Annotated in this window: 17 protein-coding genes and 1 tRNA gene; 5 read left to right on the plus strand and 13 right to left on the minus strand. The window is 71.3% G+C overall.

Annotated elements, in window-relative coordinates; translation table 11 throughout:
• The first annotated feature begins 58 nt into the window (after window positions 1–58).
• Window positions 59–406: a tyrosine-type recombinase/integrase gene (locus ACFP1K_RS01935; protein ID WP_380746409.1), complete on the plus strand. Its 348-nt coding sequence runs from the start codon at window positions 59–61 to the stop codon at window positions 404–406.
• Window positions 407–470: 64 nt separating this feature from the next.
• Here ACFP1K_RS01935 and ACFP1K_RS01940 read toward each other — a convergent pair.
• From ACFP1K_RS01940 to ACFP1K_RS01970, 7 genes are all read right to left on the minus strand, one after another.
• Window positions 471–545, minus strand: a tRNA-Val gene (locus tag ACFP1K_RS01940).
• A 22-nt stretch (window positions 546–567) separates the two neighbouring features.
• Window positions 568–1,551: an ROK family protein gene (locus ACFP1K_RS01945; RefSeq protein WP_380746411.1), complete on the minus strand. Its 984-nt coding sequence runs from the start codon at window positions 1,549–1,551 to the stop codon at window positions 568–570.
• Between the two features lie 198 nt (window positions 1,552–1,749).
• Entirely contained in the window at window positions 1,750–2,064 is a 315-nt protein-coding gene (locus ACFP1K_RS01950) for a hypothetical protein (protein WP_380746726.1), read from the minus strand.
• A gap of 49 nt (window positions 2,065–2,113) precedes the next feature.
• A complete protein-coding gene (locus ACFP1K_RS01955) occupies window positions 2,114–2,572 on the minus strand; it encodes a peroxiredoxin (RefSeq protein WP_380746413.1) in 459 nt (152 codons plus the stop codon).
• Between the two features lie 104 nt (window positions 2,573–2,676).
• The gene (locus tag ACFP1K_RS01960) at window positions 2,677–3,105 is read right to left on the minus strand and encodes a DUF3052 domain-containing protein (protein ID WP_380746415.1); all 429 of its coding nucleotides are present in this window, start codon (window positions 3,103–3,105) and stop codon (window positions 2,677–2,679) included.
• 135 nt (window positions 3,106–3,240) lie between these two features.
• On the minus strand, window positions 3,241–3,648 hold the full coding sequence (locus tag ACFP1K_RS01965) for a secondary thiamine-phosphate synthase enzyme YjbQ (protein WP_380746417.1): 408 nt from the start codon (window positions 3,646–3,648) through the stop codon (window positions 3,241–3,243).
• 10 nt (window positions 3,649–3,658) lie between these two features.
• On the minus strand, window positions 3,659–3,889 hold the full coding sequence (locus tag ACFP1K_RS01970) for a DUF1918 domain-containing protein (RefSeq protein WP_380746419.1): 231 nt from the start codon (window positions 3,887–3,889) through the stop codon (window positions 3,659–3,661).
• 75 nt (window positions 3,890–3,964) lie between these two features.
• Here ACFP1K_RS01970 and ACFP1K_RS01975 point away from each other — a divergent pair, with 75 nt between their 5' ends.
• Window positions 3,965–5,476 carry a sensor histidine kinase gene (locus ACFP1K_RS01975; RefSeq protein WP_380746421.1) on the plus strand — a complete coding sequence of 504 codons (1,512 nt, stop codon included), beginning with the start codon at window positions 3,965–3,967 and terminating at the stop codon, window positions 5,474–5,476.
• Window positions 5,473–6,129: a response regulator gene (locus ACFP1K_RS01980; RefSeq protein ID WP_380746423.1), complete on the plus strand. Its 657-nt coding sequence runs from the start codon at window positions 5,473–5,475 to the stop codon at window positions 6,127–6,129. Before ACFP1K_RS01975 ends, ACFP1K_RS01980 begins: the two co-directional genes overlap by 4 nt.
• 88 nt (window positions 6,130–6,217) lie before the next feature.
• On the opposite strand, the gene ACFP1K_RS01985 is transcribed toward ACFP1K_RS01980, so the two are convergent.
• Genes ACFP1K_RS01985 through ACFP1K_RS02000 form a run of 4 tightly spaced genes read right to left on the minus strand, consistent with a single transcriptional unit; the run spans window position 6,218 to window position 9,679 of the window.
• Window positions 6,218–7,411: an ABC transporter permease gene (locus ACFP1K_RS01985; protein ID WP_380746425.1), complete on the minus strand. Its 1,194-nt coding sequence runs from the start codon at window positions 7,409–7,411 to the stop codon at window positions 6,218–6,220.
• Window positions 7,408–8,115 (minus strand): ABC transporter ATP-binding protein, encoded by a 708-nt coding sequence (locus ACFP1K_RS01990; RefSeq protein ID WP_380746427.1) that lies wholly within the window; start codon window positions 8,113–8,115, stop codon window positions 7,408–7,410. Before ACFP1K_RS01990 ends, ACFP1K_RS01985 begins: the two co-directional genes overlap by 4 nt.
• Window positions 8,112–9,167 carry a peptidoglycan-binding protein gene (locus tag ACFP1K_RS01995; RefSeq protein WP_380746429.1) on the minus strand — a complete coding sequence of 352 codons (1,056 nt, stop codon included), beginning with the start codon at window positions 9,165–9,167 and terminating at the stop codon, window positions 8,112–8,114. The genes ACFP1K_RS01990 and ACFP1K_RS01995 overlap by 4 nt, the downstream gene beginning before the upstream one ends.
• A gap of 8 nt (window positions 9,168–9,175) precedes the next feature.
• Window positions 9,176–9,679: a hypothetical protein gene (locus tag ACFP1K_RS02000; RefSeq protein ID WP_380746431.1), complete on the minus strand. Its 504-nt coding sequence runs from the start codon at window positions 9,677–9,679 to the stop codon at window positions 9,176–9,178.
• Window positions 9,680–10,063: 384 nt separating this feature from the next.
• Between ACFP1K_RS02000 and aceE the strand changes: the two genes are divergently transcribed.
• The gene (aceE, locus tag ACFP1K_RS02005) at window positions 10,064–12,820 is read left to right on the plus strand and encodes a pyruvate dehydrogenase (acetyl-transferring), homodimeric type (RefSeq protein WP_380746433.1); all 2,757 of its coding nucleotides are present in this window, start codon (window positions 10,064–10,066) and stop codon (window positions 12,818–12,820) included.
• Window positions 12,821–12,879: 59 nt separating this feature from the next.
• On the opposite strand, the gene ACFP1K_RS02010 is transcribed toward aceE, so the two are convergent.
• The gene (locus tag ACFP1K_RS02010; RefSeq protein WP_380746435.1) at window positions 12,880–13,572 is read right to left on the minus strand and encodes a helix-turn-helix transcriptional regulator; all 693 of its coding nucleotides are present in this window, start codon (window positions 13,570–13,572) and stop codon (window positions 12,880–12,882) included.
• Window positions 13,573–13,633: 61 nt separating this feature from the next.
• Window positions 13,634–14,656: a PHP domain-containing protein gene (locus ACFP1K_RS02015; RefSeq protein WP_380746437.1), complete on the minus strand. Its 1,023-nt coding sequence runs from the start codon at window positions 14,654–14,656 to the stop codon at window positions 13,634–13,636.
• 95 nt (window positions 14,657–14,751) lie between these two features.
• On the opposite strand from ACFP1K_RS02015, the gene ACFP1K_RS02020 reads away from it, so the two are divergent.
• Entirely contained in the window at window positions 14,752–15,915 is a 1,164-nt protein-coding gene (locus ACFP1K_RS02020; RefSeq protein ID WP_380746439.1) for a PucR family transcriptional regulator, read from the plus strand.
• Window positions 15,916–15,925: the final 10 nt, after the last annotated feature.

Consider the following 15,925-nt stretch of genomic DNA (forward strand, 5'->3'; position numbering starts at 1 on the left):
CTCCGGCGGTGCTGGTCGCTATTCTCGTCGGCGATACACGTATGTACGAGTCGAGGAGTTGGGTCGTGGCCGAGCTGCCGTTGCCGGATCTGGACCCGACCAGCGATCGGGCAGTGTTCCGTGCAACTTTCGGCGGGCGGCCAAGTGGGCGAGCGTCACGCGCAAGGCTGGTTTCCCGGATCCGCATTTCCATGATCTCCGGCATACCGGCAACACGCTCGCGGCCGGCTCGGGGGCGAGCCTGCGGGACCTCATGGAGCGGATGGGGCATGACAGCGTGCGGGCCGCGATGATCTATCAGCACAGTACGGCGGAGGCGGACCGGAAGATCGCCGATGTGATGGACAGCAAGATCGCGAGTGTGGTTCCGCCAAGGCGAGTGCTCACCGAGCGAGATCATCGATGAGTGCTAGTGGCACGGTAATGGCACGAGCCCCGTTTTCCGAGGTGGGAGACGGGGCTGTTTGGGCTGGTGGGCGCTACTGGGTTCGAACCAGTGACCCCTCGCTTGTAAGGCGAGTGCTCTACCGCTGAGCTAAGCGCCCCCTGTGGGGGTGGACCATAACCTTACGGTACAGGTGGGGGGGTGGGTGCATCGAGTGGCCAGGTGGTGCCGGGGTTTTGGTGGCCTGCTGACTGCCAGGCCAGTAGGGCGGCGCCTAGCATTCCGGCGTTCATGCCTAGGGCGGCGTGGTGGAGGGGTGGGGCTTGGCGCCAGGTCAGTTTTTCTTGGAGGCGTTCTGCCAGGGGGGAGTAGAGGGGGTGGCCGGCTTCGGCCAGGCCGCCGCCTAGGACTATGGAGGAGGGGTCCATGAGGAGGGTGTAGGTGGCCAGGGCCAGGGAGAGGGCTTCTAGGGCCTCGTCCCAGACTAGGGCCGCTTGGGGGTCGCCTCGCATGGCTCGGGCTATTACGTCTTCGGCGGTCAGGGGGGCGGTGATGTGGGGGGTGGGGGTTATGGAGCTGGCGCGGGTCAGGTGTTCGGTGTAGCGGCGGGCTATGGAGGCGGCGGAGGCGTAGGTTTCCAGGCAGCCGATCTGGCCGCAGGTGCAGCGTTCGCCGGTGGGGATCACGGGGATGTGGCCTATTTCGCCGCTCCAGCCGGTGGAGCCCGCGTAGGGGTCGCCTTGGAGGATCAGGGCGGCGGCTATGCCGGTGCCTATGGAGAGGAAGAGGAAGTCGGGCTGGGAGCGGGCGGCGCCTAGGACGCTTTCGGCCAGGCCGGCGGTGCGGACGTCGTGGCCCAGGCTGACGGGGACGTTCAGGGGGGAGAAGTCGGTGGCGGGGACGTTCTTCCAGCCGATGTTGGCGGAGTAGACGGCGGTGTTGCCGGCCACGGGGCCGGGGACGACGATGCCTACGGCCGCGGTGGTGCCTTTGCCCGCCGCGGAGAGGTCTTCGACGAAATCGCGGATCTTCTCGATGACCCTCAGGGGGCCTTCGGTGCGGGAGGTGGGGCGGCGGTCCGTCAGGAGGATCTCGCCTTCGGCGGTCACCAGGCCGCCCTTCATGGAGGTGCCGCCGACGTCGAGGGCCACGACGTAGGTGCTCATGCGTGTGGCCTCGTCTTGCCGGAGGAACCGCAGTGGGTGGAGCGGTGCACCGAAGTTCTTCTCCCTTGCCGCGGGTCGCGCTTTTTACCCGCGCAGTGTCGCGGATGGGAGCGCGCACGTCAAAGCAGCCCAGGTGTGGCTCGTTACAGGACGAAACGCGATCGGGCTGGATCACGTGGACCGGAGTGGTGAGAGGGATCAGGGGGTGGGGTGGGTGCCCAGAACTCGGGTCAGGGCGGCGGCCACCTCTTCGGAGAGGCCGGGAGGGGTGGGGTCGGTGGGGGGTGGGGGGGTGGCGCTCCGGGTGGTGCCGCAGGTGCGGCATTCTATTTCGCCCAGGCGGCAGATCAGGGTCGTGGAGTTGCAGTTGGCGCAGCGGTCCAGGTCCAGGTCGTGTTCGCGCTGGCAGTTGGGGCAGATCAGGACCTGGGAGTCGTGGTGTACGGCACGTCGCCAGGGGCTCGCGCCGCGGATCGGGTCCGTCTGGCGGATCCCGCATCGGTAGCAGGGCATCGTCGCCACCGCCTTCATCCTCGCCTGACCGCCCCCAGGGCGGCCTTCACTACGAGATTTCGTCGAGTACCTGGAGGTACTCGGAGATGTCGCGCGGCGTGGCGACGGGGTTCACCGCTTTCCAGCGGACCACGCCCTCGCCGTCGATGACGAAGGTGCCCCGCACCGCGAAGCCCTTCTCCACATCGAAGACACCGTATGCCTGAGCCACCGCGCCGTGCGGCCAGAAGTCGGAGAGCAGGGGGAAGGTGAACTTCTCCCGGTCCGCCCAGGCCCGATGGCTGAACATGGAGTCGACGGAGACCGTCAGCACCTGCACGTCCGAGGGCGCGGCGACCAGGAAATCGTCGCGGATGGCGCAGAGTTCCCCGTGACAACCCCCGCTGAAAGCCAGCGGGTAGAACATGAGCACGACGCGCTTGCCTCGGAAGTCGGCGAGCCGGACGGGCGCGCCGTGCTGGTCCCTCAGCTCGAAGTCCGGGGCCTTGTCGCCCACGTCGACCGCCATACCGTTCTCTCCCCACACGATATGAACCACGGACCGGGCACATCCGGCTGCCGTACGGCCCAGGTCAGCCGTACGGCAGGGATGGCGGCGAAGGAGTGAAGTCTCTAGCGGCGTCCCTTTGGCGTGACGAGCCGCGTCCCCGACCAGTCCCGGGCCGCACTGACACTGCTGGTCTGCGAGAGGCCCGCGGTGGCGGCGTCCTCCCCGATGTCGCTGGGTTCAACGTGGCCGTCCCGGCCCACCTTCGGCGTGAGAAGCCAGATCTGGCCGCCGTCGGCCAGCCCGGTCGTCGCGTTGCTCAGTGCGTCGAACAGGTCCCCGTCGCCGTCCCGCCACCACATGAGCACCACGTCGACGACGTCTTCCGCGTCCTCATCGAGCAGCTCGTTACCGGTGAGCTCTTCTATCGACTGCCGGAGCTCCTCGTCGGCGTCCTCGTCCCAGCCGATCTCCTGCACCACCTGACCCGGCTTCAGACCGAGTCGCTCGGCCAGGCCGCGCTCGCCCTGCGCCTGACCCGCGGTCGCGCTCACGTTTGTCCCTCCTGCTTTGATGGCCCCGCACGTATGCGGCTTACCGGCCTCCGCGAGGCCGCTTCGGCACAGTCCACACGCTGTGACCCATCGTCGTCAACGGTCGCCACGGCCGGTGACCCGCACCGTTATCTGTTAGTTCGACAAAAACGACAAACGAACACGTCGTTCCGGGTTGTCGATATTGAGGTCCACGATCGCGACGGACTGCCAAGTGCCGAGCGCCAGCCGGCCGTCGATGACCGGAATGGTCGCGTACGGCGGGATCAGCGCCGGCATGACGTGTGATCTGCCGTGGCCGCGCGAGCCGTGGGCGTGCCGCCACCGGTCGTCCGCCGGCAGCAGTTCCCGCAGCTGGGCGAGGAGATCGTCGTCGCTGCCGGACCCGAGCTCCAGCACCGCAACGCCCGCCGTAGCGTGCGGGACGAACACGTGCAACAGCCCGTCTCCCCCGCAGGCCCGGGCGAACTCCTCGCACCGCCGGGTGATGTCGTGCACCCTTTCCGTACTCCCGGTGTTCACCTCGAACGTCTGAGATCTCACTTAACGGATCTTATGATCCCCGCTGAGCTGGGACGACAATCGCGTCCGGCCCGGGGAACACCAATCCGACATGCCCGTCGTCGAAACGGACGACGTAGGGCGGGCATCCGTCCGGGCCGCGGACCTCGATGATCAAGCCTGGCCGGTCCCTGTCCCCCACGGTCGTTCCATGCACGACGAGCCGATCCCCTATGGTCGCGTACACAGTCTCCCTCCTTCCTCCAGGTTCGTACGACCTCATGCCCGGCGAGAAGAGGGGGGGACCCTCCCCCGGCGGAGGGAGGGGAAATAAGTACTGAAACGTTACTCTGCGAAGATGTGGCGGTTCGGGCTGAGGACACGGACGGCGGCGTCCTACGTGCTGGTCACCGCGGCGGCGGTGCTGATCGTGGAAGGCGTGCTTCTCGGGCTGGTGATCACCTCGGCCAGCGGATCCGACCTGGTGCGCCGGGTGCAGAACCAGGCCGGCAAGGACGCGAAGATCCTCGGCGCGACGACGGACAAGATCTCCCGCAGCATGCCGGAACTCGACCCGTGGCAGACCCTGCTCGCGGCGATGAAGGCCTCCAACCCGGAGACCGGCTTCGGCAGGACGGACAAGAAGGCGCAGGAAGTGCCCTTCCGGACCGAACTGGATCCGGGGGCGGTGGAGGTGCTGATCGACTCCCACGGGCGCATCGTGAGCAGCACCTCCCCGGACGTCTACGCTCCCGGCACCGCCCTGCCCGTCGCCCTCCCGTCCGAGGCGCAGGGCACCGGCGGGAAGGGCTTGACGCCGTTGGGCACGGCCCTCTGGTGGGTCAGCCCGATCCTCGCGGCGGGCGCCGACGACCCGATCGTTCAAGGAAAGATTCAGGGCAAGACGGCGGCCAAGGGCCTCGTGGTGATCGGCTACATATACGTCGAGGCGCCGCCGGAGCTCCGGTTGGGCCCGCTCATGGACTCCGTCGGCCCGCTGCTGTCCCCGGGGGCGCTGGTGCTCGCGCTGGTGGTCCCGGTGGGCCTGGTGTTCGGGATGCTCAGCACCCGCGGCCTGATCTCCCGGATCACCCGGCTGGCCGAGATGACGACGGCGGTGGCCGGGGGCGACTTCACCCGCAGGGTCCCCGTGCGGGGCGACGACGAGGTGAGCCGCCTGGAGGACGGGTTCAACCGGATGACCGGCAGGCTCGGCGCCGCCGTGGAGGCCGAGCGTCACGCGGCGCGGGCGGACGCCCGTCACGCCGAGCGGGCCAGGATCGCCCGCGAGCTGCACGACTCCATCTCGCAGGACCTGTTCTCCCTGAGCCTCCTCGCCGCGGGCATGCGCCGGGCCGCGCCCGCCGAGCTCGGCCGCGAGTCCGAGATCATGGAGCGGACGGCCGCGCGCACCCTGCGCGAGATGCAGGCCCTGCTGCTGGAGCTGCGCCCGGTGGCCCTGGAGGACGCCGGGCTGATCCCCGCCCTGGAGGAACTGTGCCGGGCGTACGAGTCCAGGCTCGGCATCACCGTGCGCACCGCGCTTGAGGAGGTGTGCCTGCCGCCCGCCGCCGAGCACGCGCTGCTGCGCCTCACCCAGGAGGCCCTCGGCAACGCGGTCAAGCACGGCGCGCCCGGCACCGTCGACGTCCGCCTGCACGGCACCCCCGGCGAGGTGCGGCTCCGGATCGCCGACGACGGCCGGGGGTTCGACCCGTCTCACCCTCCGCCGAGCCACGGGATGGGCCTGCGGCTCATGCGGGAGCGGGTGGAGGAGCTCGGCGGCGTCTTCTCGGTGACCAGCGGCCCGGCCGGGGGCACGGTCGTCACGGCCTCGGTCCCGCTGCCGGTCCGGGCGGCGGTCACGTGATCCGCGTACTGATCGTCGACGACCACGAGGTCGTACGGCAGGGGCTGCGCTTCGTGCTGGACCAGGAGGACGGCATCGAGGTGGTCGGCGAGTGCGCCAACGGGGAACGGGCCCTCGCGGTCGTCCCGGCGCTGCGCCCGGCGGTGATGCTGCTGGACATGGTGATGCCCGGCTTGGACGGCCTGGAGGTGCTGCGGCGGCTCGGCGCGGACCGGCCCGCGGTGATCGTGCTCACGTCGTTCCACGAGGACGAGCGGATCGTCGAGGCCATCCGCCTCGGGGCGTTGTCGTACCTGCCGAAGACCACGGCGGTGGACCAGGTGGTGGAGGCGGTGCGGGCCGCGGCGCACGGCGGCAGTGTGCTGGAGCCGGGCATCGCGGGAATGCTGGTGCGCCGGATGCGCCAGGGCGAGCGGCGCGACCCGCTGGACGTGCTCACACCCCGCGAGCGCGAGGTGCTGACCGCGCTGGCCAGGGGCCGCTCCAACGGCGAGATCGCCCGGACGCTGTCCCTGGGCAAGGAGACGGTGAAGACCCACGTGTCGAGCATCCTCGCCAAGCTCGGGGTGACCGACCGCACCCAGGCCGCCATCGTGGGACTGCAGCAGGGCCTCGTCCCGTTGGACGAGGCCCTGCTGGACACCGACGGCTGACCCGGCCCATCCGGAGGCCACGGCCCGCGCGACGAGCCCGCCCGGAAACAGGAGGGCCGGCCCCGCGGTGCGGGACCGGCCCGGTGGGCTACACCGCGCGCAGCGCCTCGGTGGGTGGGAGGCGGGCGGCGCGCAGGGCGGGATACAGGCCCGCCAGTGCGCCGACGACCACGGCGACGCCGAGGCCGCCCCAGAGCGCCTCCGGCGGGATCAGCGCGGCCCAGCCCCGGGACCGGGCCAGTCCCAGCGTCACCGCGCATCCCGCGAGCACCCCGGCGACGCCGCCCACCGACGCCAGCAGGAACGACTCGGCGAGGAACTGCGCGGCCACGTGCCGCCGCCCGGCGCCGAGTGCCCGGCGCAGGCCGATCTCGCCGCGGCGTTCCAGGACGGAGATCACCATGATGTTCCCGACGCCGATGCCGCCCACGAGCAGCGCGATGGCGCCGAGGCCGAGGAACAGCGCGGCGCCGGCCTCCGCGACCGACAGGCGGACGGTGAGCGCGTCCGAGGGGCGGCTCACGTCCACCTGCTCGGGAAACGCCGGGTTGGTGGTGGGGGCGAGCAGCGCGGCGACGGCCGCCACGCGGTCCTGGGCGGTCCGCACGTAAAGCCGGCTCGGGTACCCGGCGTAGCCGAGCAGCCGCGCGGCGACGGGGAACCCGACCAGCGCGGCGCGATCGATCTCCGGCGCCAGTGTCAGCGGCTCCAGGACGCCGGCGACGCCGAACCAGTGGTCGCCGAGCCGCACCCGGGTCGTCGCGTCCACCCGGGTGATCCCGAGCATGCGGGCCGCCTCGTGGCCGAGCACCGCGACGGGGTACTCGGCGCTCGCGGCGTCCAGGAACCGCCCCGTCGCCACCCGCGCGTCCAGCGTGGCCAGCAGGGCCGTGTCGCAGGCCCGCACGTCCAGCCCGCCGGTCTGCCCCACGGGGATCATGTCGTTGCGGTAGACGCTGGGCCCGTTCAGCCGGGTCGTGGGGGCGACGTGGTCCACCCCGGGCAGCCGCCGGATCATCCTGCTCGCGGTCTGCGGCAGCGCCGCCTCGGCGCCGCCCATGTCCCTGCCGTTGGCGACGGTGAGCAGGTTGGTGCCGAGCCGGTCGATCTGATCCAGCAGGGCCGACTGGCTGGACCGGGTCACCCCGAGCACCGCGACGATCGAGGCGACCCCGATCGCGATGCCGAGCGCGGACAGCACGGCGCGCAGGGGCCGTGACCGCAGCCCGAGCGTCCCGGCCGCCAGCAGGTCGGCCACGCGCATCCTGCTGAGCTCGTTCATCGGCCCACCGCCCCGGAGTCGCCGACGACGCGGCCGTCGCGCAGTTCCACCCGGCGCGGGCAGGCGTCCGCGACCTGCGTGTCGTGCGTGACGATCACCAGGGTCGCGCCCTGGTCGTTCAGCTCGTGCAGCAGCGCGATGATCCCCGCCCCGCTCACCGAGTCGAGGTTGCCGGTGGGTTCGTCGGCCAGCACGATGTCGGGGCCGCCGACCAGGGCGCGGGCGATGGCGACCCGCTGCCGTTCGCCGCCGGACAGCTTGGCCGAGCGGTGCCCGGCGCGGTGGGCGAGCCCGACCCCGGCGAGCGCCGCCGTGGCCCGGCGCCGCCGCTCGGCGCGGGGCATCCCGCGGTACAGCAGGCCGGTCGCCACGTTCTCCAGGGCGGTGAGGGCGTCCAGCAGGAAGAACTGCTGGAACACCACCCCGACGTGGTGGGCCCGCAGCCCGGCCAGCCGCCGGTCGCGGTACCGCCCGACATCGTGCCCGGCGAGGCGCACCGACCCCGAGGTAGGGCGGTCCAGGGCGGCCATGAGGTGGAGCAGGGTGCTCTTGCCCGAGCCGGACGGCCCGAGCAGGGCCACCATCTCGCCGGGCCGGACGGTGAGCGACACGCCGCGGACCGACTCCACGGGCGGCTCCCCCGGGTACACCTTCCAGACCTCGGAGAGCCGCAGCACCTCCGGGTCGTCGTCTGTCACGGTCATCCGGCCGGCACCTCCACCAGGGTGCCCTCGGGCACGCCGGTGACCTCGACGGTCCCGTCGACCTCGTCGAACAGGCCCGTCTCGACCGGCACCGTGGTGCGGCGCGTCCCGTCCACGGTCACGAGGGCGTACTTGCCGCCGGGCTGGGCGAGCAGGGCGACGACGGGCACGGTGAGAACGTTCTTGCGTTCCTCTGAGGTGATGTCCACCTGGACGAGCGCCTGGTCCAGCATCCGGAACGGTTTGCCGGTGAGCCGGATGGTGATCGGGATGGTGGACGGCGCCTCGCCGGGGCCCTGGCCCGGCTCGGCCTGCGCGGTCTGCGCGACCGGGCTGATCCGCGTGATCCGGCCCTGGCGGGTGGCGCCGTCGGGCAGCACGACGCGCACCTTGTCGCCTCTGCGTACCGGCGGCGACGAGGCCGGGTCGAGCTCGGCGGTCACCACGGGCGCCGTGCCGGTGCCGTGCAGCACCTGGCCCCCCGCGGACTCCCCGGTCTTGACGTCGTGGCCGGTGACCCGGATGGCCCCCGGCAGGAAGACCACCTGCCCGAGGGGGACGGTGCCGGTGATCGGCAGGTGGCTGTCCCGCTGCCAGCGCCGGACGGCGTAGTAGGTGCCGAGGTCGTAGTGGCGGTCCACGGTGAAGCCGCGTTCGCCGAGGGCCCGGAGGTTGCGTTCCAGCTGAAGCACGTCCGCGCCGTCGGTCATGCCGAGCCCGAGGGGCCGCCAGGCGGGGCGCCCGCCGTACATCAGGGGCACCCGCCGACCGTCCGCCTCGTACAGGGCGCGGCCCCGCTTGATCGTGGCGCCGATCCTGGGCAGCCGGGTGACCGTGCCCCCGTGGCCGGTGACCGCGTACGCGCCGTCGTAGGTGAGGGTGCCGTTGACCTGCTGCCGCTGCACCACGTCGCCGGCCGTGACCGGGACGGTGCCGCCCGCGGGAGGCGCGGCGGGGGGCGCCGGGGGCGGTTCGCGCAGCAGGACCCAGCCGCCGCCCGCGGCGGCCAGGACCACGATGCCGGCCAGGGAGACGCCGACGGTTCTCGTCATCGCCGGGGTCATCCTTCCGTGATCTGGATGCCCTTGCCGGGCAGGATGCTCCGGCATTTCCGCAGTTGCTCGACGAATCCCCGCTTGCCGAGGTCGCGCAGTCGTTTGGACAGCGGGAAGGCGCCCTCGGTGGTGGGGTCGGGCCAGTCGCGCAGGCCGTTGTCCCGCATGCACTTGGAGAACTCGCGCATCTTCGCCAGCTCGGCGGCCGGGATCGTCTCCCCCTTCATCCCGGGGATCCTGCGCAGGATGGATTTGCAGGCTTCCGTCGCCTTGTTGGACGGCACTTTGCCCTCGCCTTCCGGGACCGGGAAGCTGAGCCTGCCGTTGGCCTGGCGCACAGGGTCGGGGAAGCTGGGCATGCCGTTCTCGCGCACGCACTTGGAGAATTCCTTCAGGACGGTGAACTCGTCGACCGAGGGTGTCGGGCTCGCGGCGGCCGCGCCGCCGCCGGCGGGCGACCCGCAGCCGGCCGCGCCCGCCGCGAGCACGGCCGCCGCCGTTATGATCAAGGTTGTACGTTTCATCGGTGGAGCCTCCGGTGTGGACGGCCCCCGGGGAGCCGTACCATCAAGGCTCGTGATCCCGGTCCGCGCGCACATCGCGCGGCAGCGGGGTTGGAAGTCCCTCCGGCGGGGGAGGCAGAAAGGTGCGAGGGCACCCGGAGGCGACCCCTGCGTCGGGCGGGCGAGGCCCCGTGCTTAGATGCGATTTGTCATTGTCTGGGTAAAACGTCCTACCATCGGTGGTCTAGGCCACGGCTGGCGCACTGCCAGCAGGGACATCTTGGTTACCGGACGGTAGAGATGCACTTTCCGGAGTAAGCGGCCAGGATGGAAGACGACCTAGACAACGATGCAGAGGCTTACCAGTCCATCCTCGGAAGGCGAGACCCAGTGGCTTCCGGACGCCAGCGTTTCTCGATCATCAGTGACGGTCTACCCAGCCAGCTCCCTGATGTCGATCCCAGCGAGACCCAGGAGTGGCTTGAGTCGCTAGACACCGTCGTCAAGACGGAGGGTCGGAGCCGAGCCCGTTACCTGATGCTGCGCCTGCTAGAGCGGGCGCGCGAGCACCAGGTCGGCGTGCCCGGGCTGCGCAGCACCGACTACATCAACACGATCCCCCCGGAGCGTGAGCCCTGGTTCCCCGGCGACGAGTACGTCGAGCGGCGGATCCGTGCCTACATCCGGTGGAACGCCGCGGTCATGGTGACCCGGGCCAACGCCCGCACCAACGTGGGCGGCCACATCGCCACCTACGCCTCGGCGGCGTCGCTGTACGAAGTGGGCTTCAACCACTTCTTCCGCGGCAAGGATCACGGCGAGTCGGGTGACCAGGTGTTCATCCAGGGCCACGCCGCGCCGGGCATCTACGCCCGGGCGTTCCTGGAGGGCCGCCTGAACGAGGCGCAGCTCGACGCCTTCCGCCAGGAGTTGTCGCAGGGCTTCAAGGGCCTGCCGTCCTACCCCCACCCGCGCCTGATGCCCGACTTCTGGGAGTTCCCCACGGTGTCGATGGGCCTCGGGGCGATCGGGGCGATTTACCAGGCGCGGTTCAACCGCTATCTGCTGAGCCGCAAGATCAAGGACACCAGCCGCAGCCATGTGTGGTGCTTCCTCGGCGACGGCGAGATGGACGAGCCCGAGTCGCTCGGCGCGATCGGCCTGGCCTCGCGCGAGGAGCTGGACAACCTCACGTTCGTCATCAACTGCAACCTGCAGCGACTGGACGGCCCGGTCCGCGGCAACGGCAAGATCATCCAGGAGCTGGAGTCGTACTTCCGCGGCGCCGGCTGGAACGTCATCAAGGTCGTCTGGGGCCGCGACTGGGACCAGTTGCTCGCCGCGGACGTCGACGGCGTGCTGGTCAACAAGATGAACACCACGCCCGACGGCCAGTTCCAGACCTACTCCGTCGAGTCCGGCGAGTACATCCGCGACAACTTCTTCGGTGACGACCCGCGGCTGCGCAAGATGGTCGAGCACCTCACCGACGACGACATCCGCAAGCTGTCGCGCGGCGGCCACGACTACCGCAAGGTCTACGCGGCGTTCAAGTCGGCCCGCGAGCACGTCGGCCAGCCCACGGTCATCCTCGCCCAGACCATCAAGGGATGGACCCTCGGCAAGGACTTCGAGGCGCGCAACGCCACGCACCAGATGAAGAAGATGACCAAGGCCGAGCTGAAGGAGTTCCGCGACCGGCTCTACCTCCCGATCCCCGACAAGGACCTGGAGGGCGACCTGCCGCCCTACTTCCACCCCGGCGAGAACGACGACGAGATCGCCTACATGCGCGAGCGCCGCGCGGCCCTCGGCGGCTACCTGCCCAAACGCGTAGTACGCGCCAAGCCGCTGAAGCTCCCCGGCGACGCCATGTACGCCGACCTGAAGAAGGGCTCCGGCAAGCAGAACGTCGCCACGACCATGGCGTTCGTCCGCCTGCTGAAGGACCTGATGCGGGACAAGGGGATCGGCTCCAGGTTCGTGCCGATCATCCCGGACGAGGCGCGCACCTTCGGCCTGGACGCGATGTTCCCGACCGCGAAGATCTACTCTCCGCACGGGCAGACCTACGACGCGGTGGACCGCAACCTGCTGCTGTCGTACAAGGAGTCCACCGAGGGCCAGATCCTGCACGAGGGCATCAGCGAGTCCGGCTCCATGGGCTCGACGATCGCCGCGGGCTCGGCGTACGCCACGCACGGCGAGCACATGATCCCGATCTACATCTTCTACTCGATGTTCGGGTTCCAGCGCACCGCCGACCAGATGTGGGCGCTCGGCGACCAGATGGGCCGGGGCTTCCTGCTCGGCGCCACCGCCGGCCGCACCACCCTGAACGGCGAGGGACTCCAGCACGAGGACGGCCACTCCCCGCTGATCGCCTCGACCAACCCGGCGGCGGTCTCCTACGACCCGGCGTGGGCGTTCGAGATCGCGTACATCGTCCAGGACGGCCTGCGCCGCATGTACGGCGACAAGCCCGAGGAGGTCTTCTACTACCTCACCGTCTACAACGAGCCGTACGTCCAGCCGGCCGAGCCCGAGGGCCTGAACCCCGAGGGCGTGCTCAAGGGCCTCTACCGCTTCGCCGCCGCCCCGGACATCGAGGGGCCGCGGGCCAACATCCTGGCCTCCGGCGTGGCCGGTCGCTGGGCCCTGGAAGCGCAGCGGCTGCTGGCGGAGGAGTGGGGCGTGGCGGCGCAGGTGTGGTCGGCGCCGTCGTGGTCAGAGCTGCGCCGCGACGCGCTCGACTGCGAGGAGCACAACCTGCTCAACCCCGAGGCCGAGCAGCGGGTGCCGTACGTCACGCAGCAGCTGACCGACGTACCGGGGCCGTTCGTCGGCGTGAGCGACTACATGCGGGCGGTGCCGGACCAGATCTCCCGGTGGGTGCCCGGTGACTGGTCGTCGCTCGGCACCGACGGCTTCGGCCTGTCCGACACCCGCTCGGCGCTGCGCCGCCACTTCCACGTGGACGCCGCGTCGATCACCCTCGCGGTGCTGACGCAGCTGGCCAAGCGCGGCGAGGTCAAGCAGGAGGTGCTGCGGGAGGCCATCTCGCGCTACCACCTGAAGAACGGCGTCACCGAGGTCGCGGCGCACCCGACCCCGGAGAGCAACGAGACGCAGTCCATGGGGGTCTGACCGATCCCACGCCCGGCCCCCGCGCGATCGCGCGGGGGCCGTCGCGTCTCTCGCCGCGTTCAGTCCAGGACGCGGTCCCGGGCGACGATGTCGGGGATGTCGGGGACGTACTCTTCCAGCTGCTTGCGTGGCCAGGCAGGCTCGCCGGTGGCGGCGGCGCTGCCGATGCGGTCCAGGCGGAACACCCGGACGTCCTGGCGTAATCGGCACCATGCGACGAGGTACCACAGGCCGCCGCGCCCGCCGATGAACACGCCCGGCTCGACGTCACGCTCGGTGCTCTTGCCCGCGCGGTCGTCGTAGGTGATGCGCAGGACCTCGGTGCGCAGCAGCGCGCCGGAGATGACCCGGGCGATGGCCGCCCGCCGCGCGGAGATCACCTCGCCTGGCAGGGGGTGCCCGGGGGTCTCGGCGGGCACCGGGGTGGCGGCCACCAGCTTGCGCAGGGCGCTGCGGGCGTGCGCGGCGAACGGCCGCTTCCCCGCCCGGCTCAGCGCCACGGCCACGGCCACCGCCTCGGCGGGGGTGAGGTCGATGGGGGGCGGCGCCGGGGACTGGCCGATGGTGTAGCCGCCGCGCCTGCCCGCCTCGGCGCGGATGGGCACGCCCGCGCGCTGGAGGGTCGCGATGTCTCGCTCGACGGTGCGCACGCTCACCCCGAAGCCCTCGCTCAGCTGTCGTGCGGACCGGCACCGGGGGGAGATCGCGCGCAGCTCCTCGACCAGAGCGTAGAGCCGATCGGTACGGTTCACATCCCGAAACTACGCCGCGCGACCGACATTCGGCCCTGATCGTCTATATCGTGACTTCGCGTTAGGAGGCGGTCCACTCCAGCAGCCGCTCCAGCGGCCAGGTGCCGACCACCCGGTCCGCCGGGACGCCGCACAGCGCGGCCCGCTCGCACCCGAACACCTGCCAGTCGAGCTGGCCGGGGGCGTGCGCGTCGGAGTCGACGGAGAACAGGCAGCCCATCTCGTACGCGAGCCGCAGCAGGCGTTTGGGAGGGTCCAGCCGGTCCGGCCGGGAGTTGATCTCGACGGCCACGCCGAACCGCCTGCACGCCTCGAAGACCAGCTCGGCGTCGAACTCGGACTCCGGCCGCAGCCCGCCGCGCCTGCCCTCGGCCCGCACGATCCGGCCGGTGCAGTGGCCGAGCACGTCCACCCGGGGGTCGGCGACGGCCGTGACCATGCGGCGGGTCATGTCCTCGGCGTCCATGCGCAGCTTGGAGTGCACGCTCGCCACCACGATGTCCAGCCGGTCCAGCAGCTCGGGCTCCTGGTCGAGCGAGCCGTCCGGCAGGATGTCCACCTCGATGCCGGTCAGCACCCGGAACGGCGCCAGCCGCTCGTTGAGCGCCTCGATCAGGCCGAGCTGCTCGCGCAGCCGCTGCGGCGACAGGCCGCCCGCGACGGTGAGGCGGGGCGAGTGGTCGGTCATCGCCAGGTAGTCGTGGCCGAGGTCGCGGGCGGCCTCGGCCATCTCGTCCACCGGGGAGCCGCCGTCGGACCAGTCGGAGTGGGCGTGCAGGTCGCCCCTGAGCGCGGCGCGCAGCGCGGCGGCGGTCTCGTCCAGGTCCTGGCCCGCGGTGGCCTCCAGGCGGCGGAGGTAGGTGGGCACCGCGCCGTCCAGCGCCTCGGTGACGGCGAGGGCGGTGACCTTGCCGACGCCCTTCAGGCCGGTCAGCCCGCCCGAGCCCGCGAGCCGGGCCAGCTCGGCGCGGGGCAGGCCCTCGATGGCGGCGGCGGCGCCGCGGAAGGCCCGCACCCGGAAGGTGGGCTCGCCCGCGCGCTCCAGCAGGAACGCGATCCTCTTGAGCGCCTCAACCGGTTCCACATCCCCGGTCTACCGCACGGGGAGCGGTTTTGTCGCGCCGATCGGGACCCCGCGCGGCCCGTGAGGCTGTTCCACGCGCGCTGACCTGGCACCCTATGGGTGTGAACGACCGGGTACGCAAGGACACCGCACGGCGTCTCGAACGCGCGATGGGCACTCTCGGCACCGCCGCGATGGCCCGCATGGACGACCGGCTGGCGTGGTATCGCACGCTGTCGGCCGAGGATCGCTCCTGGGTGGGGCTGGTCGCCCAGGCGGGCATAGCGGCGTTCGTCGACTGGTTCCAGAGCGCGGACGGCAGCGCGCCCACCCCCAGCGTCGAGATCTTCGGCACCGCGCCGCGCGAGCTGAAGCGCTCGGTGTCGCTGCAGCAGACCGTCGACCTGGTGCGCGTCGTCGTGGAGGTGGTGGAGGCCGAGGTGCAGGAGCTCGCCGCCCCCGGCGGCGAGGACGAGCTGCGCCAGGCGATCCTGCGCTACACCCGCGACGTGGCGTTCGCCGCGGCGCACGTCTACGCCCGCGAGGCCGAGGTGCGCGGCGCGTGGGACGCCCGGCTGGAGGCGCTGATCGTCGACGCGCTGGTGCGCGGCGAGGTGGGCGACGGGCTGCACTCCTGGGCGGCGGCGCTCGGCTGGACGTCCTCCCCCGTGGTGGTGCTGGCCGGGCACGCGCCGGACGCCGACCCGCAGACCCTGATCGACGGCATGCGCGACAAGGGACGGCGCCTCGGCCACGACCTGCTGGCCGGGGTGCAGGGCGAGCGCCTGATCGTCATCGTGGGCGGCGCGGACAGCATCAAGGACGCCGCGCGGCACGTGGTGCCGAGGTTCGGCCCCGGGCCCATCGTGATCGGCCCCGAGGTGCCCGACCTGCAGGCCGCGGCCAGCTCGGCGCGGGCGGCCATGGCGGGCCTGCGGGCGGCGTCGGGCTGGCCGGACGCGCCGCGCCCGGTGCTGGCCGAGGATCTGCTGGCCGAGCGGGCCATCGACGGGGACGAGGACGCCCGCGCGCAGCTCATCGAGAACGTCTACCGCCCCCTGGAGGGCACGCCTCTGCTCGACACGCTGGCCACTTACCTGGAGCAGGGCACCTCTTTGGAAGCCACGGCGCGTCTGCTGTTCGTCCATCCGAATACGGTGCGTTACCGTCTGAAAAAGATCACAGAGCTGACCGGGTACCAGCCGACAGAGGGCCGTTCCGCCTTCACGTTGCAGGTGGGCCTGATCCTTGGCAGGCTGTCGCGAACAGCCGTAACCTGACCGGACTTTG

Origin of the sequence: Sphaerisporangium aureirubrum (assembly GCF_042658925.1) — a bacterium.
Taxonomy (GTDB): Bacteria; Actinomycetota; Actinomycetes; order Streptosporangiales; family Streptosporangiaceae; genus Sphaerisporangium; species Sphaerisporangium aureirubrum.

Coding starts and splice junctions, on each gene's coding strand:
- ACFP1K_RS01945 (WP_380746411.1), bottom strand. CDS start 1,551: ATGAGCACCTACGTCGTGGCCCTCGACGTCGGCGGCACCTCCATGAAG.
- ACFP1K_RS01950 (WP_380746726.1), bottom strand. CDS start 2,064: ATGCCCTGCTACCGATGCGGGATCCGCCAGACGGACCCGATCCGCGGC.
- ACFP1K_RS01955 (WP_380746413.1), bottom strand. CDS start 2,572: ATGGCGGTCGACGTGGGCGACAAGGCCCCGGACTTCGAGCTGAGGGAC.
- ACFP1K_RS01970 (WP_380746419.1), bottom strand. CDS start 3,889: ATGAGGTCGTACGAACCTGGAGGAAGGAGGGAGACTGTGTACGCGACC.
- ACFP1K_RS01975 (WP_380746421.1), top strand. CDS start 3,965: ATGTGGCGGTTCGGGCTGAGGACACGGACGGCGGCGTCCTACGTGCTG.
- ACFP1K_RS01985 (WP_380746425.1), bottom strand. CDS start 7,411: ATGAACGAGCTCAGCAGGATGCGCGTGGCCGACCTGCTGGCGGCCGGG.
- ACFP1K_RS01990 (WP_380746427.1), bottom strand. CDS start 8,115: ATGACCGTGACAGACGACGACCCGGAGGTGCTGCGGCTCTCCGAGGTC.
- ACFP1K_RS01995 (WP_380746429.1), bottom strand. CDS start 9,167: ATGACGAGAACCGTCGGCGTCTCCCTGGCCGGCATCGTGGTCCTGGCC.
- ACFP1K_RS02020 (WP_380746439.1), top strand. CDS start 14,752: ATGGGTGTGAACGACCGGGTACGCAAGGACACCGCACGGCGTCTCGAA.